This is a genomic window from Fibrella aestuarina BUZ 2 (assembly GCF_000331105.1).
Lineage (GTDB): Bacteria > Bacteroidota > Bacteroidia > Cytophagales > Spirosomataceae > Fibrella > Fibrella aestuarina.
Genome location: NC_020054.1, coordinates 5,185,999 through 5,202,553, shown reverse-complemented (window position 1 = coordinate 5,202,553; position 16,555 = coordinate 5,185,999). Strand labels below are relative to the sequence as shown.

General features: G+C 54.5%; 14 protein-coding genes. 12 read left to right on the top strand and 2 right to left on the bottom strand.

Features of this window, described 5'->3' with window-relative positions; translation table 11 throughout:
- Positions 1-43: 43 nt before the first annotated feature.
- The 3 genes from FAES_RS21650 to FAES_RS21640 all read left to right on the top strand — a co-directional run bounded on the left by FAES_RS21650 (position 44) and on the right by FAES_RS21640 (position 4,060).
- On the top strand, positions 44-2,062 hold the full coding sequence (locus FAES_RS21650; RefSeq protein WP_015333320.1) for a M13 family metallopeptidase: 2,019 nt from the start codon (positions 44-46) through the stop codon (positions 2,060-2,062).
- A gap of 123 nt (positions 2,063-2,185) precedes the next feature.
- Positions 2,186-3,049, top strand: a complete 864-nt coding sequence (locus FAES_RS21645; RefSeq protein ID WP_015333319.1) for an SDR family NAD(P)-dependent oxidoreductase — start codon at positions 2,186-2,188, stop codon at positions 3,047-3,049.
- 90 nt (positions 3,050-3,139) lie between these two features.
- Positions 3,140-4,060 (top strand): helix-turn-helix domain-containing protein, encoded by a 921-nt coding sequence (locus FAES_RS21640; protein WP_015333318.1) that lies wholly within the window; start codon positions 3,140-3,142, stop codon positions 4,058-4,060.
- 36 nt (positions 4,061-4,096) lie between these two features.
- Here FAES_RS21640 and FAES_RS30800 read toward each other — a convergent pair whose 3' ends face one another.
- Positions 4,097-4,252: a hypothetical protein gene (locus tag FAES_RS30800; protein WP_015333317.1), complete on the bottom strand. Its 156-nt coding sequence runs from the start codon at positions 4,250-4,252 to the stop codon at positions 4,097-4,099.
- A 273-nt stretch (positions 4,253-4,525) separates the two neighbouring features.
- Here FAES_RS30800 and FAES_RS21635 point away from each other — a divergent pair, with 273 nt between their 5' ends.
- From FAES_RS21635 to FAES_RS21590, 9 genes are all read left to right on the top strand, one after another.
- Positions 4,526-5,317 carry a LytR/AlgR family response regulator transcription factor gene (locus FAES_RS21635; protein ID WP_015333316.1) on the top strand — a complete coding sequence of 264 codons (792 nt, stop codon included), beginning with the start codon at positions 4,526-4,528 and terminating at the stop codon, positions 5,315-5,317.
- Positions 5,318-5,633: 316 nt separating this feature from the next.
- The gene (locus FAES_RS29690; RefSeq protein ID WP_015333314.1) at positions 5,634-6,740 is read left to right on the top strand and encodes a nuclear transport factor 2 family protein; all 1,107 of its coding nucleotides are present in this window, start codon (positions 5,634-5,636) and stop codon (positions 6,738-6,740) included.
- Positions 6,741-6,811: 71 nt separating this feature from the next.
- Positions 6,812-7,315 carry a RidA family protein gene (locus FAES_RS21620; RefSeq protein ID WP_015333313.1) on the top strand — a complete coding sequence of 168 codons (504 nt, stop codon included), beginning with the start codon at positions 6,812-6,814 and terminating at the stop codon, positions 7,313-7,315.
- Between the two features lie 160 nt (positions 7,316-7,475).
- Positions 7,476-8,669: an acetyltransferase domain-containing protein gene (locus tag FAES_RS21615; RefSeq protein ID WP_229364519.1), complete on the top strand. Its 1,194-nt coding sequence runs from the start codon at positions 7,476-7,478 to the stop codon at positions 8,667-8,669.
- A 124-nt stretch (positions 8,670-8,793) separates the two neighbouring features.
- Entirely contained in the window at positions 8,794-9,330 is a 537-nt protein-coding gene (locus FAES_RS21610; RefSeq protein ID WP_015333311.1) for a GNAT family N-acetyltransferase, read from the top strand.
- Between the two features lie 152 nt (positions 9,331-9,482).
- Complete coding sequence (locus FAES_RS21605) at positions 9,483-9,887, top strand: hypothetical protein (RefSeq protein ID WP_015333310.1); 405 nt, start codon at positions 9,483-9,485, stop codon at positions 9,885-9,887.
- An 18-nt stretch (positions 9,888-9,905) separates the two neighbouring features.
- On the top strand, positions 9,906-10,448 hold the full coding sequence (locus FAES_RS21600; RefSeq protein WP_015333309.1) for a YybH family protein: 543 nt from the start codon (positions 9,906-9,908) through the stop codon (positions 10,446-10,448).
- A 17-nt stretch (positions 10,449-10,465) separates the two neighbouring features.
- Complete coding sequence (locus FAES_RS21595; protein WP_041259303.1) at positions 10,466-10,978, top strand: YybH family protein; 513 nt, start codon at positions 10,466-10,468, stop codon at positions 10,976-10,978.
- A gap of 28 nt (positions 10,979-11,006) precedes the next feature.
- Entirely contained in the window at positions 11,007-14,186 is a 3,180-nt protein-coding gene (locus FAES_RS21590) for a histidine kinase dimerization/phosphoacceptor domain -containing protein (protein WP_015333307.1), read from the top strand.
- An 80-nt stretch (positions 14,187-14,266) separates the two neighbouring features.
- On the opposite strand, the gene FAES_RS21585 is transcribed toward FAES_RS21590, so the two are convergent.
- Complete coding sequence (locus FAES_RS21585) at positions 14,267-16,525, bottom strand: xanthine dehydrogenase family protein molybdopterin-binding subunit (protein ID WP_015333306.1); 2,259 nt, start codon at positions 16,523-16,525, stop codon at positions 14,267-14,269.
- Positions 16,526-16,555: the final 30 nt, after the last annotated feature.

The following is a 16,555-nucleotide window of genomic DNA, read 5'->3' as shown; positions in this document are numbered from 1 at the left end:
CTTGACTTTTCTGGAGTATCTTCGCTCGTTAGCACTATACACCATGAAAAACCTTGTCTATTGCGCGCTGATGCTCCTGTTGGCGGGGGCCTGCCAGCGAGCGGCAGTACCAACCAAACAACGCGTTGTCATCACGGGCATCGATGCATCTAAGAAACCCGGCGATGACTTTTTCAAGTACGCCAACGGCATCTGGACCGACACCGCCCAGATTCCCGCCAGCCAGGCAGGCGTTGGAGCCTATTCGTTCATGAATTACCCGCAGCGCATCCGGCTACAGGCCATCCTGGATAGCGTGTCGGCGGGGACGTACCCAGCCGGGAGCATCGAACAGAAGGTAGGTGATTTTTACGCCTCGGGGATGGACACGGTCGCGATCAACCAACGCGGCTACGAACCCCTTAAACCGCTGCTCGCCCGCATCGACGCCGTAACGGATGTAGCGTCGCTGCTGACGTTGGTCGCTGACGAACAGAAAGTGGGCGATCGGTCGATCCTTGGCTTCTACGTTGGACCCGACAACCGGCGCAGTTCGGTCAACATCGCCCAGTTTTCCCAAACCGGCATCGGCCTGCCCGAACGGGAGTATTACTTCAAAACCGATTCGTCGACTGCCGCCATCCAGAAAGCGTACCGCGCCTACCTCACCCGCCTGTTTGAACTGACCGGCACCGAGGCCGCCATCGCCCAGAAAGATGCCGACGTTGTGTATGCCGTTGAAAAGCAACTGGCCGCGTCCCACAAAACGAACATCGAGCGCCGCGACGTGAAAGCCAATTACAACAAACTGGCCGTGGCGGAGCTGGCGCAAAAACAGCCCGCCCTGCGCTGGCCAACCCTGATGAACCAACTGGGCGTAACCGCCGATTCGGTCAACGTGGCCCAACTGGCGTATTATGACAAGCTGAACGCGATGCTAACGTCGGTTCCCATCGACGAGTGGAAAGTTTACCTGAAGGCCCACGCCCTCACTAACTACGCCACGTACCTAAGCCAACCCTTTGTGGATGCCTCGTTTGCATATGGCAAAATGCTGACCGGACAGGCGGTGAAGAAGACGCGGGCCGAAGACATGACGCAGGCCGTCGATGGGTCGCTGGGGGAGGCGTTGGCGCAGTTATATGTGAAAAAATACTTTCCCGAAGCCGCCAAAAAACGGATGGCGGTGCTGGTCGATAACCTCAAAAAAGCCTTCGAAGCCCGGATTACGAAACTGGACTGGATGAGCGATTCGACCAAGAACCGGGCAAAAGAAAAGCTGTATGCCTTCTCGCAGAAAATCGGCTACCCCGACAAGTGGCGCGATTACTCGAAGGTGGACGTGAAACGGAACGCCTATTTCGAAAACCGGCTGTCGGCCAACAAAAACGATTACGTGCAAAGTCTGGCTAAAGTAGGTAAAGCCGTCGACCGGACAGAGTGGCACACGACACCGCCCACGGTAACGGCCTACAACAACCCGCCGCTCAACGAGATCGTTTTCCCGGCGGGCATCCTGCAACCGCCCTACTTCGACGTGAACGCCGACGACGCGCTGAATTACGGCGGCATCGGTATGGTGATCGGCCACGAAATCACCCACTCGTTCGACGATCAGGGCGCGCAGTTCGATAAAGTCGGCAATGTGACCAACTGGTGGACCAAAGCCGATTACGCCAAGTTCAAAACACGTACCCAGCAGGTGATCGATCAGTACAATCAGTTTACGGTGCTGGATTCGGTGCATGTGAAAGGGGCACTCACGGTGGGCGAAAACACCGCCGACATTGCGGGGGTGGCCATCGCCTACGACGCCTTCAAACTGACCGAGCAGGGCAAAAGCACCGCGAAGCTGGATGGTTTCACGCCTGATCAGCGGTTCTTTATCTCGATTGCCCGGATCTGGCGCGTGAAAACCCGGAACGCCTATATGGGCATGTACGTCAACACGAACCCGCACTCACCGGCCAAGTGGCGCGTCAATGGCCCACTGATGAACTTCACGCCGTTCTACAACGCCTTCAACGTGCAGCCCGGCGACAAGATGTACAAACCCGAACAAGACCGGATCACCGTCTGGTAGAGTGGGCGGCGGCGTCTGATTGGAGCGGTACTCGTTTTGACTACAAACCCCCTCAATTCGGCTACAGGTGGCGAATCGGGTCACCCGACCTTTGTGGTATCATTTAACGCTAGCTAATACGCTATGATACCGCAAGAAAAAGCAGGCAGTGAGCCTGTAGCATCAAAAGTCTGGTTCATCACAGGTACGTCCCGGGGGTTTGGGCGCGTTTGGGCTGAGGCGGCCCTCAAACGGGGCGATAAAGTGGCCGCTACCGCCCGCAACCTGGATAGTATTGCCGACCTGACCACAACCTACGGCGACAACGTGCTGACGCTGGCGCTCGACGTAACGCAACCTGAGCAGGTAAAAGCCGCCGTTGAGCAAGCCCACGCGCATTTTGGCCGGCTCGATATCGTGTTCAATAATGCCGGGTATTCGCTGGTTGGTACCATCGAAGAAGCCAGCGCGGATGACATTCGCGCCCTTTACGAAACCAACGTCATTGGGCCGGTTTCGGTGATTCAGGCGGCGTTGCCGTTGTTGAGAGCGCAGGGGAGCGGTCACATCGTGGGTACGTCGAGTAACCTGGGGCATGTAACGCTGCCGGTGATCGGCTACTACTGTTCGTCGAAATGGGCGTTCGAAGCCATTCATGAAAGCCTGGCTGCGGAAGTAAAGCCGTTTGGTATCAACGTGACCATTATTGAACCCGGAGCCTATGCTACTGAGTTTGGCAGTCAGGAATCCCTGAAGTTTGCCAAAGGACTCGACGTCTACACGGACTTCAAAAATCAGTTCTTCGGAAACCTCCGCACTATGGAAAGGGGCAACCCGGAGGCCACTCCCGACGCGCTGTTTGCCGCCGTTGACGCTGAAAATCCACCGCTCCGGTTCTTTCTGGGTAGCCATAACCTGCCCTCGGTACGTGCTGCCTATGCGGAACGAATGGCGACCTGGGAAGCCTGGGAATCGGTTTCCAACGCCGCGCAGGGGGCAGTGGCATAACGAACCCCGAGATCAGACAAATTGTAGCTAAAACAGCCAGATTAACCGATAGTAAACTGCTATCGGTTAATCTGGTTTACGTGATGGTTTATGAAAAAAGAGGAAAACGGCCCGTATAAAATCGAATCGCTGGCCGATGCCCATCGGGCTTTTGGGCTACCGAATCCCAGGCATCCGCTGATCAGCCTCATCAATGGCGCCAATAACCCCGTGGCCATGCATGCGTTACCCGGCTCGCATGTGCTGGGTTTCTACAAGATTTCGTACAAACCAAAACTGGGCGGCAAATTGAAGTACGGCCAGAGTTATTATGATTTCGATGAAGGTGGTTTGTTGTTCGCGTCGCCGGGTCAGGTCATCGGCAGCAGTCAGGACGACGGCAGCATCTGTTCGCAGTATACGCTGCTGATTCATCCCGATTTCTTTTTGGGCTACCCACTGGCGAAGACCATAAAGCACTACGGCTTTTTTTCGTACTCGACCAACGAGACGCTGCACCTGTCGGAAGAGGAAAAAGGGACGATCATTGGCCTCTTCAACATGATCGAGAAGGAGTTGGACAGCCGGATCGACGATTTCAGCCAGAGCGTGCTTATTGCTCAGATTGAGTTACTGATGAGCTACGCTGATCGGTTTTACAAACGCCAGTTCATCACTCGCAAAGCCGTAAACCACGATCTGTTGCAAAAACTGGAGGATGTACTGGATCGCTACTTTGCCGATGAGACCTCCCTGCGTCAGGGGTTGCCAACGGTCAGCTACCTCGCGGCGCACCTGAACCTGTCGCCCAGTTATTTGAGTGATATGCTCCGGTCGCTGATCGGGCAAAACGCCCAGCAGTACATTCACGATAAGTTGATTGCCGCCGCCAAAGAGAAGCTCTCGACCACTACATTATCCGTAAGCGAAGTGGCCTACGAGCTGGGGTTCGAGCACTCGCAATCGTTCAGCAAACTGTTCAAAACGAAGACCAATCTTTCGCCCCTCGAATTCAGACGATCGTTTAATTAAATCAGTTGTTAGTAGTCCGTCCTGCTTTACGTTACCCTACCTCACCAAAATCAGTTCAAACCGCCACTTTCTGCTCGAATAACCGGGTGAACTAATGGGGGATTTATCACCCATTTCATAGGCGATCTGGCTGACCGGCCTGCTCTGGTTGAAGATGCGTTCTTTGGTACCGTCGATGAGTTTCGTCTGCATATACTTCTGCGCCGTTTTGCCGGTTTCTTTCTTAATCAGATCCCCAAAATAATTGACCGACAGATTTGACTAGAAACGGGTGCAGTACTTCAGGAGCCGTTCTTGAGCCAACATGTATGCCCACTTAATTTGCCGTTCAGGTCTTGCCGGCGCGCTCGACTGATGGCATAGAAATGAGGAATTGTAGCAGGCTGGCCTGCTGATGAATACACAGCAGTGTGTGCGACTATAGTTGCCTAAATGGCGCTATATTGACGAACCGATTCGCCACCGATGCCCCAGGTTATGCCCTTTCAGCCGTCCAGCCCCGATGGGTTGCCCGTAAGACTACTCGTCGTGGAGGATGATATGCTTATCGGGGCCAAAATCGCCCTGCTGTTGACCAGCCTCGGCTATGAGGTAACAGGGGTAGTGGCGCGGGGCGAAGAGGCCCTGCACCATGCCGAAACCAACCGCCCCGATATCGTACTGCTTGACGTGCAGTTGCGGGGCACGACCGATGGCATCGAAACGGCGCAGGCGTTGCATGAGCGGGGTGCCATTCCGGTCATCTTTGTGACGGCTAACACCGACGAAGCGACTTTCAACCGGGCAAAAGCCACTCACCCCTATGCGTTTATCGGCAAGCCCATCAATAACCTCGATCTACAACGGGCCATTGAACTTACATTGAGTTTACTGCCTGAACGTACCCAGCCGCCCAAGGCCGACGTTTCGGCGTCACTGGAACCGAGCGAGGCACCTTATGTACTGAATGACCGGATTTTTGTGCGCCACATCGATCGCATGGTGCGTATCGCACTGGCCGACATTCTCTACCTGGAAGCCGATCGAAACTACTGCCATCTGTTTACGGCCGGGCAGCAGTATACCCTTACTACGCCACTCAAACTACTGGTAGCAACCCTCCCCACGCAGCAGTTTCTTCGGGTGCACCGGTCGTATATGGTCAACCTGCTGCGGGTAGACGAGGTCGCTGAAAACCGCCTCACGGTAGGGGGAAAAACCGTGCCGTTGGGCCACATCTACCGCGACGAACTGCTGCGCCGTATCCGAATGGTGTGACCGCTCAGTTACTCGTACTAATCGGAGCGGGTCTGGGATAACAAAAGGGGGCGTTCGTCCCGGCGGGGTTGCCTGCCAGATGTCTATAAGGTTGGTTTACAGGGCTGCTCCGCTGGAGTAGCCTTTTTTTATTCCGATCCCGCCATGCCTATCCTGTCGCTCATGCTGAACCAGCCCCCGCCCGCAGCCGCACTTGTATATAGCAACACCCTAGCGGCCAATGACCTCGGCGTAGCGTTCAGGCTGGCGCTGGAAACGCTACAGCTGGCCATGCAGCCTTGCTTCTCCCAATCGATCCAAATAACCATACACACCCATGAAAACCAGTAACCTGTCTTTCGTCATGGCCCGGCTGTTGACGCTGCTGCTCCTCCCGGCTTTCACGGCCACCACCCTCGCTCAGAGCCTCAACCCCGAAGTGGTTGCCTTTGTCAAAACCTACCAGACAGCCTATAACAAAGGCGACCGGCCCACGCTGATGACCCTTTTTGCCGACAATGTGGGCTGGGTAAACCCCGATGGCAGTGTAACGCCCGGTTCTAAAGCCGATGTTGAAGCCGACTACGTACGCGATTTCGGCGAAACGGCCGGGTCGTATATGGACCTCACGGTGGTCAGCACCGAGGCTCAGCCTGATGGCAAAGTAAAAGTCGGCACGACTGTCAGCGGCTACGATTTCGTGCGGAAAACCGGCGCGAAGCTCAACCCCACGGCAGGTACCTATGAGATGATGATCGGCAAGGTCGGCGGACAGTGGAAAATCAGTCAGGTCAAGTGGAGTATGAACCAGGTTGCGCTTGAGATGCGCGACCTGATGAAGCGGTTTCAGGATGCCTTTAACCGCGAGGAGGCAGCGACCCTGAAAACGATGTTCACCGCCGATGCCGTGCGGACGGCTACAGACGGCACCACCATAAAAGGGGCTGCGATAGGTGACTTTTACACGCAGGGGTTTGTCGATGCCGACGTGACCAACGTCGTTTCGCTGGCCAATGTTAGCCCGCAGTTCGATGGCAGCGTGATTTTTACAGGAACCTATCACCTAACGGGGCGGTCGGCAACAGGAGAGCGGATCGTGAGAGAGGGAGCTTACAGCAACACTGCGGTCAAAGAGAACGGGCAGTGGAAGATCAGCCGCAACACACAAGTCAAACTCGTCAAAGCGATGGTCTATCACAAAGTGGCCGACTATGCCGCCTGGAAAAAAGGCTTCGATCTGTTTTATAACGAACGAATGCTGGCGGGCGAACTAAGTGCCGAAGTCAGTACACTGGCCGACGATCCCAACACGGTTTGTATCATCAGCGAGTGGGCCTCGCCCGATGCACCGAAGGCTTTTTTTGCCCGCCCGGATTTGGCGGAAAGGATGCAAAAAGATGGGGTCATTGACAAGCCTATAATGCTGATTATGAGCAAGAAATAACCGAATCTATCCACACCATATTCGCCCAGTTGGCAGCGTTGCATGCCGGGCGAAACAACCAAGCCAAGTCAATGAAAACCAACCCATTCGTTCCCATTCTGGCCCTTTTTGCCGCCCTAATCTTGTTTGCCGCCAGTTGCACTACCGCTCCCCAAAAAGCAGATGAGAAACCAGCGGCTCAGTCCGATGTACCGGAATACTTCTTGTTACGGCCCGACGTCGAGAAAGCGTATGGCTATTCCCATGCCGTTCGGATTGGCAACGAACTGAAAATATCGGGTGCGGTCAGTATGGACGAGAAAGGAAACCTGACGGCTAAGGGTGATCTGGGGCAACAGATGAAAAATTGCTACGCCGATCTGGACAAAGTTCTGAAGCACTATGGCTACAACTGGGACGACGTTGTGGTGGAGAATATTCTGACCACGAACATGTCCGAATTTGTGGCACAGTCGGCTTACCGAAATACGATCTACAAAAAGCAGTTTCCGACCGGGTCGTGGTTTGGCGTGAAGGAATTAGCCTTGCCCGGCCAGTTGATCGAGATTGAGTTAGAAGCCTATAAAGTGCGCTGATTCAGTTAAGCGGATTCAATGTTGAGCCTCATCGGTTTTCACAGATTCCTGCCTGGGGTTAGCCCAAATCTCCCATGACACATAAACGAGAGTTAGTCGCTATACCGACATGACCTTTCCGCTCCCCCATACATCGGTAACCGCAAGCGCCCTCAATCCAGTGCCTTCATCAATCAAAAGCCGCATCGAGTCCATCGACGTACTGCGGGGCCTGATTATGGTCATTATGGCGCTGGACCATACGCGTGATTTCTTCCACGGCCAGGCCTATACCGACGACCCGCTCAATCTCGATACCACCACGCCGGTCCTGTACGTCACCCGCTGGATTACCCACTTCTGCGCCCCTACGTTTGCCTTGCTATCGGGTACGTCCATTTACCTCCAGGGTTTACGAAAATCGCGTAGCGAGTTGAGTCTATTCCTGCTGAAACGGGGCCTGTGGCTCATTGTCGCCGAGGTACTCCTGATTGTGCCGGGGGATACTTTTACCCTGTTTACTTCCATCACGCTGGTCGTTTTCTGGTCGCTGGGCATCAGCATGGTGTTTATGGCCGGGCTGACGTGGCTGCCGTTCCGGGCCATACTGAGTATTGGTTTAGCGATCGTTTTAGGCCATAATCTGCTGGATGCGGTGGAACAGGCACCAGGATTTACATCGGGGTTCTGGTGGGCGTTGTTCCATGGTGGCGATCACCGTGTGTTTGACTACGCGCCCGGTCGGGTCATTGTGGTACTGTACCCGTTTCTTCCCTGGCTGGGGCTAATGATGCTGGGCTACTGCCTGGGCCGGCTGTTTGAGCCAACGGTTGCCGCCAGCAAGCGTCAACAATGGCTGGTTTATTTCGGTGCCGGCGCCATTGGGTTATTCGTGGGGCTGCGCTTGCTGAATGGATACGGTGACCCCTTCCCCTGGAGCGTCCAGAAAGATGGCCTCACCACGGTGTTTTCGTTCCTGAAGGTGCACAAATACCCCCCGTCGCTGCTGTACATGTGCATTACGGTCGGGCCGGCACTGCTGGGCCTGGCGTTGCTGGAGAACATCCACAACCGCGTTACGGCCGTGTTGCGCACCTACGGACGAACGGCCTTTTTTTATTACACGATCCATTGGTACGTCCTGCATACCCTGCGCATGCTTGTCTTTTTTGCCGCTGGCCATACCATGACGGAGGCCGATAAATCGCTGAAAATCATACCGATGCGGTTTGTGCTACCCGGTGAGGGTGGCTATGATCTTGGGGTGGTTTACTTCATCTGGATAGCCGTTGTCGCGTCGTTGTACCCCCTGTGTCGCTGGTTTGATGACTACAAGACAACGCACAAAGAGCAGTGGTGGCTGAGCTATCTGTGATCAATGAATTCGCAATAAAAGAACGGGAATGTGGGTAAAACTCGAACCGATTTAAGATGATATAAATCGACGAGTTAGCGGCAAGGCTACCACAGAAAGTAGACAACCAAAACCTATTCAGGAAATGAACGAAAATCAAAAAGTAAGCACAAGAACCGTTGTCATTCCTGACGACCTGGAGGCCGTTAAAAAATTATGGTTTGATTATTTAGTTTGGGGTAACGACAAAATGCAGGAGCTCTACGGCGTTCATCCCCATAATCCCGAAGAAACTGTTGAACAGGACATCCAACAGATTGGCAAGTTTCAACCACCTTACGGACAGCTAATACTAGCTATTTACGAAGGTGAAGTATGTGGACTTGGAAGCCTAAAACGTATCAATTCCGATATCGGTGAAATAAAACGAATGTTTGTCCATCCAGCTAGCAGACGCGTTGGGGCTGGACGAGCTATCCTTAACCAACTTTTAGTTGAAGCCGGGAAAATCGGTTATAAAAAAGTTCGCCTTGATAGTCCGAAGTTTATGGAAGCAGCTCACGCCTTATATAGACGTTTTGGATTTCGTGACATTGACGCCTATCCAGAAATGGAAATTTCCGCGGCATTTAAAAACTGTTTGTTGTTTATGGAATTGAATTTAATTGACTACAATAAATAAAGTCAAAGGAGAATTTGAGTGCGAATGAATTAAAGAGTTTTAGTGTATAAACATCTATAAATCAGTGTACTGGTCTATAGATTTGTCTGTGCTTATTAGCTTGAAGTCCTGAACAATGGATATTAAAACAATCAAACAAATCAATCAAAATCATGAAACAGTTCCTGATTTCCCTTTCTGCTCTCTGGTTGCTGGTTAGCCTCGGCATGTCGGCATCTGTGCAGGCTCAGCAAACGGCAACGCCTTCACTCAAAAGCATCCACCTATTCGATATGCCAGCCGGTGTAACGGAGGCCCAACTATCGGCGTTGATCAGCGAGTTGAACACGGTTATTACACGCCTGGGGTACAGTAACGCCGGGTACACCCTCTACAAAGTAGAGAGAAAAGGAGCCGACAAATACAGCTACTTCTTCGAGGGTAATTGGCCCAATGCCGAAGCATACCAGAAAATCCACGATGACAAATCGTTTCAGGAAGCCGATAAAAAATTGGGTACAGTGTACGAGAAAATAAAAGCCGTTGAACTCTATCGTCGCTTAGTGAGAGTACCTTAAATCGTCTAAATCAAAACCATGAAAACCATTTTATTAGTCTCCATTCTGATTCTTTTTGTCGCAGTGACTCTGTCTGTTTGCACCACTGGATGCAATACCAATAAACAGGAAACCACCACCGCTAACGTACCCGTGATGACCGCCGAAAAGAAGCAAGTCATTGAGCAGGAAATTTCTTCCCTTGTCAAAGATTTTTTTCAACAGGTCGAAAAGCTGGACATTGAAACGTGTATGACCTACTTTAAAAATACACCTGATTTTCAGGCCGTCAATCCCGATGGCACCCTGGGCGATTACGACGCGCTAAAAAAACTGAACGCAGACGGATTTAGCCAGATGAAGACGTTGAGCGTCGTGCCCAGCAAAGAAGTGATTCGGGTGTTGACTGACTCACTGGTGCTTTACACGTTCTCGATGGAACAGAAGGCAACGCTTAAAACCGGCCAGAAGCTAACGTTTGAGCACGTAGCGGGAACGATGCTCTTTGCGAAAATTAACGGCGCATGGAAGGCGACATTCTACCACGAGTCTGCCGCTCCGCCTGTCGCAACAAAACAATGATTACTAAAAAACAAACTATGAAAAACACGCCATTTACCCTACTCCTGGCCGTTGTTGCCAGCACGACTGTTTGCGTTACCGGTTGTAACGCCCCCGCCCAAAAAGCAGAAGCAAGCACCGAGCAGGTAGCAACTAAACCCGACATGGCTGCCATCAAAACGGAGATACAGGCCATCGAAACCGAATGGGCCACCGCCACAACAGCCAGGGACATCGACAAAGTAATGGCACTCTACGCAGACGATGCCGTAGAAATGGCCGACGACGAACCCATGAGTGTGGGCAAGGCGGCTATCCGGCAGGTGTTGCTCAAAAGTATGAAAGCGCGCAAGGCCGGGACCACGGTTTCTTATGAAACGATGGACGTGTACGGCGATGGCAACGTAGTGACCGAAGTTGGGAAGACAACGATCAAAGACACGGCAGGCAACGTAGTGAGTACCGGCAAATACATGGGCATTTTTGAAAAGCGCGACGGAAAATTCCTCTGCATCCGCGATATCAACAACGAGGATCAGAAAGACAAGTGAAGTAGCTTAGGCCACTAAACAGGGCAACATGAATGGGTACGTTGTTTTTGGGTGGTTCCTCCTGCTTCTGTGCCTGTCTGCATCTGCCGGGCAGGCACAGTCTACGGTGCTTTATTTCAACGAACCTCCCAAAGAGACGCTGGGCCGCAACCGAAATCAATTAACCATCAACCGATTCTTTACCGATCGCGACGATTTTCTCTGGTTCGTCAGTTCGAACGGTATAAGCCGCTACGACGGCCATGAAATTGAGTCCGTCCACTCCAATCCGGTCGATCTGAATTCGTTATCGTCAGCCCATGCGGTCGATATGATCCAGGATGAGCAGGGAAACTTCTGGATCACTACCCGCGATGGTGGCCTGAATGCGTATAATCCACAAACCGGAAAAGTCACCCATTTTCGGCACGTACCCACCGATAAGGCCAGTCTGTCGTCCGACAACCTGCGGTTTCTGCAACGTGATGCGTCAGGACAACTCTGGATCGGGAGCGATTGGGGCATGAATCGGTTCGATCCCAAAACAGGCCGTACTGTCCGTTTTTTGCCCCAACCCGGTAAAACCGGAGAGCTACAGGGCAACCCGCTGTCGCCCATCGTGGTTACGGCCAGTCAAATTTACGTCAGCACCACGGCTGGGTTTGAGTATTATGACCTTGTCGGTAGTCGATGGCATTACCTGCCAATCGATAAACAGGGAGGGGCTTCTAGCTCAACCGGTAGGCTAAATACCTCCGGCGGTCTCTGTAAGGATCATCGGGGTCTGCTCTGGATGGGCGTTCCCGACCAAACCGGGCTACGGGTATTCAATCCAGAAACCGGGCAACTCACCTCGTTTACCAAACAGACGGCCGGGGGAAAAGCGATTCCATTTCCCAAAGTGATGCTGGAAGACCGGTTGGGGCGGCTTTGGCTCTGTTGCGAGAACGACATTTTCCGCATATCGGCCGATCGGGCCGTGGTGGAGCAATGCACGCCGGTTGCCGTCGACAATCAGGAGCGGTTATCCGGGTTGCTGACGCTCTACGAAGATCGGCAGGGGCTGATCTGGCTGGAGCGGCTTAGCGACAAAAATCCGCTCTTTTTCGACGGCCGTCAGGAACGCTACCCCAACATTCAATTGCCGATGTTGGGCGGCGTCAGGCCGTTGGCTACCGACATCCTCCCCGAATCGAACGGCCTGCTGTGGATCAGTACGGCCCTCGGGCTGATTCGCTACGATTCGAACCGGGGCGACACCCGGTTTGTGCTGAAACGACCCAACGTGCTTTCCTGTAGTGTACTGGCTGATGGCTACCTGCTGGTTATGTCGGAAGATGATGGCTTGTTTATCTTCAACAAAAACACGGGCTTTTCCCGCCCGCTCCGGTTTCCGACAGGGAAAGGCAAACCCATCCAGACCCCTATCTGCTCGGCCCTCGATCACGACGGCGATCTCTGGATTTCGACCTGGGGCGATGGCCTTTTCCGCATACCGACAGGTAGTTTGTCGCTTGAAACAGGGCTCGTAAGCGTCTATGAGCAATGGAAAAAGAACCCGGCCAACGCCAACAGCCTGCCCTCGAACCATCTGCAAAAAATTGCCGTCGATGCGCAGAACACCATTTGGGTGTGCGGATCGACCAACGGGTTGTGCCGGGTAAACAAACGTACCCGGCAGGTGCGGCGGTACATGCTCCGGCAAGGCGACCCTTACGGATTAGCCAGCAACTACACCTACGCGCCCCTCGTGGATAAGCAGGGCGACGTGTGGGTGACGAGTGGGTACACGGCCCCATTACAGCGATTGTCGGTCAAAACGGGGCGGTTCAACAAGTATGGTCTTTCCAGCGGGTTTACGGATGATTACTTTGGCAACTCCACGCTAGACGAAACGGGCAAAATCTGGTTCAATCAGAATCAGGTGGTCTCCTGTATCGACCCCATCTCCGGGCAGGTAACCACGTTTCCGCAGTTTGTGGGAACCTCGCCCTATTCCACCCCCATTGCCGCACAGCCTCTCACCGGCGAGATTTATTTCGGTTGCCAGAACAACCTGCGGCGGTTCAGGCCAGCCCTAAGTCAAAACACCACCCAGACACCATCGCCCCTGCGGATAGTGGCGGTTTCGTGTTTTGATGCCGATGAAACCCAGACAATGAGGCCACTGCCCCAACAACACTGGCGAACCAACAACCTGGCGTTGTCGTACCGGCAAAACACCCTTGAACTCCGGTTTGCGCTGCTCGACTACCGCAACACGGCCAGTCGGGAGTATGCCTACGCCCTGAGTGGAGTTGATGAGAAGCCGCAGTGGGTCAACATCGGCGCCAAACATACCGTCGACTTTGCCCAACTGAAGCCGGGAACGTACCTGTTCCACCTGAAAGCCCGCAACACAGATGGCGTTTGGACCACCCTGGCCGCGCCCCTCCGTATTGGTATCCGTCCGCCCTGGTGGCAAACTCCCTGGGCCTATTCGGTATATGGGTTGTTGGCAGGAATTGGTTTATGGTTCCTGATGAAGGCCCGCCTCCGCGAGCAGGCCCGCAAGCTGGCCCTGCAAGAAGCCGTGATCAGTAAACAGCAACGCGATGAGATTGCGCTAAAAAACGCCCAGAATGAACTGCTGCTGAAAGAAATTCACCACCGCGTCAAGAATAATCTGGAGATCGTGTCGAGCCTGCTCGAACTCCAGGCGGCCCAACATAACGACCCCGCCGTGCAGGATGTGCTGCGCGCCAGCCAAAATAGGGTGCAGAGCATGGGCATTTTACATCAGCAGCTCTATCAGGATCGCCACGTAGCCCTCATCGAGATGCGGTCGTACTTTCACCGGTTAGCCGAAACCCTGCTCGATACCTACAACGCCACTCAGCGTATTCGCATCGAGTGCCCCATGCCCGAATTGGCCCTCGACGTCGATACGGCTCTGTCGTTGGGTCTGATTGTTAATGAGTTGGTGAGCAATGCGCTCAAATACGCCTTTCCCGATCAGCAGCCGGGCTGGGTACGTATCGAGTTGAACGACCTCGGCGCAGATCACCTTCGGCTCGTTGTGGCCGATAACGGTGTGGGTAAAACCACGGCCGCGTCGCTGGGTACTGGCTTCGGCACGCAGTTGGTGGCTCTCCTCACCCGGCAACTCGACGGCGAATTGCGGCAGGATATCACACAGGGCACCGTACGGGGCATCAGCGTCACTCTCGACTTTGCCCGCACCCGGTAATGTTCACCCCACAAAACCGAATCCCAAAAAAACGAGACCAGGGCACTTCGGTGCCCTGGTCTCACAAAGTGACGGTACTACTACCCCTGAATCTTCTTGTCGAGTTCGGGCTTGAAGGGCTGGTTGTAGAATCGCTTGCCCCGGTTTTTGTACAGGGCGTTGGCGACCGCACCAAATACCGGCGGGAAAGGCGGTTCGCCCAGGCCCGTTGGGTCGAGGTCGTTTTCAACGAAATGCACCTCAATCTGTTTGGGCGCTTCGTTGTGCCGGATTAGCCGGTAATTGTGAAAGTTGCTTTGCTCGGCGGCCCCGTTTTTGTGCGTCAGGGCCCCATAAAAGGCGTTGCCGATGCCGTCAACCACGGCGCCCTGCACCATGTTTTTGGCCGCATCGGGGTTGACCACGATGCCGCAGTCCATGGCGCTGAACACCCGCTCTACGTACGGCTCGCCATCGCGGGTGACCATGTCGACTACGTGCGCGGCGTAGGAGTTATGGCAGAAATAGGCCGCCACGCCCCGGTTGTATTTCTCGTTGCCGGGTTTGTTCCAGCCCGACTTGTCGCGTACCAGCGTAAGCACGCTAGCGTAACGATCGGCGTCATACTCGTTGTTTTTGCCGACCGGGTTTTCCTTCGCCCGTTTTAGTAGCTCCAGCCGGAACTCGATAGGGTCTTTACCCATCGCCTCGGCCACTTCGTCCAGAAACGATTGCTCGGCGGCGGCGTTGAAGTTGGAGCGTGGTGCCCGGAACGCCCCGATGGTAATGTTGGAAGGAATCTCCCAGCCTTCGGCCAGGTAGTTGTCGACGGCACCGGCCGGGAAGCGGTTGGCGTGTACCGGATGCTCCGGGATGCCGCCGCCTTTCACGTGGAAGGCAATCAGGTTTTTGTTGGCATCCAGCGCCGCCCGGTACGTTGCCGTGTACATGGGCCGGTAGATGCCATAGGTCATGTCATCTTCGCGGGTGTACATCAGTTTGACGGGGGCTTTGACTTGCTTGGCGATCAACGCGGCTTCGTAGAGGTATTGGGGATAGGCGCGACGGCCAAATCCACCGCCCATGCGTGTCATCTGAATTTCGATCTTGTCGGCGGGCAGGTTCAGCAGCTTCGATAGGGTAGGCTCGGCCCAGCCCGGGGCCTGCAAGGGGCCCGCCAACAGAGCTTTCTCGGGCGTTACGTGGGCGAAGAAATTCATCGGCTCCATGCAGTTATGGGCCAGAAAGGGCGCATTGTAGGTACGTTCAATTACCTGCGCTGCTGTCTTGAACGCGGTTTCAGGGTCGCCATCTTTCCGCAGTTGCTGAGCCGGTTTGGCGGCCAGTTCCTGCATCTTTTCGAGTTGGGCCGTGGTCGTTTCCAGGCCACCGGGTACAGAAACCTCCCGTTTGCCACCCCGGCCCATCATGGTGTCTTTGACCTCGCCGGCCGGTTCCCACTGCGCCACCAGCTTTTTGCGGGCGTGCATGACCTCCCAGGTGGTTTTGCCCACCACAACCAGCAGGTCGTTGAACGTGCGGGTGTCGAAACCGCCCTGCTCGAAACCCTCAGGGTACAATTTCAGGCTGAATACGTCTTTGATACCCGGCATCTTGAGCGCCTGCGCGGCATCGAACGATTTCAGCTTCATGCCGAATGCAGGCGGGTGCTGAATCATGGCGATGAGCATCCCCTCGGCCCGGTAGTCGAGTCCGAAGAGGGGTTTGCCGGTGACGATTTTCTCCCCTTCCACGTTTTTCTTGGACGTCCGCACGATCGAAAAGTCCTTGGGCGCTTTCAGCTTCATACCTTTGGGCACGGGCAGCGTAGCGGCTTTGCTGGCCATTTCGCCGTATTTCGCCGATTTGCCGCTTGCGTGCGACAACACACCCGCTTTGGTCGTGATCTCACCGACAGGTACGTTCCAGGTTTGGGCGGCAGCTTCGCACAGCATCTGCCGGGCGGCGGCCCCGGCTTCGCGCAGGGGTTTCCAGTACATCCGGACCGAGTTGCTACCGCCCGTAAACTGAGGCCCCAGTTTCGCGTTGTCGTGCGGGCCCATCTCGACGACCACGGCTGACCAGTCGGCGTCCAGTTCTTCGGCTACCATCATCGGCAGCGACGTCATCACGTTCTGCCCGAACTCGGGGTTAGGGCACAGCAGTTTGATCACGTTATCGGGCGTGATCTGAATATACCCGTTCAGTTGGGTCCACTGCGGCGGCAGGTTCAGCGCCTCCAGTTTGTCGGCGGCTTTGGCGCTGGTCAACCAACTGACGTTAAGCATCAGGCCGCCACCGGTAAGCAGCGACGCTTTTAAGAACGAGCGCCGGTTGAGGGCTGGGTTGCTAGTCTTCATGGTGGAGGTGTTGTTTTCGGGTTGACGACG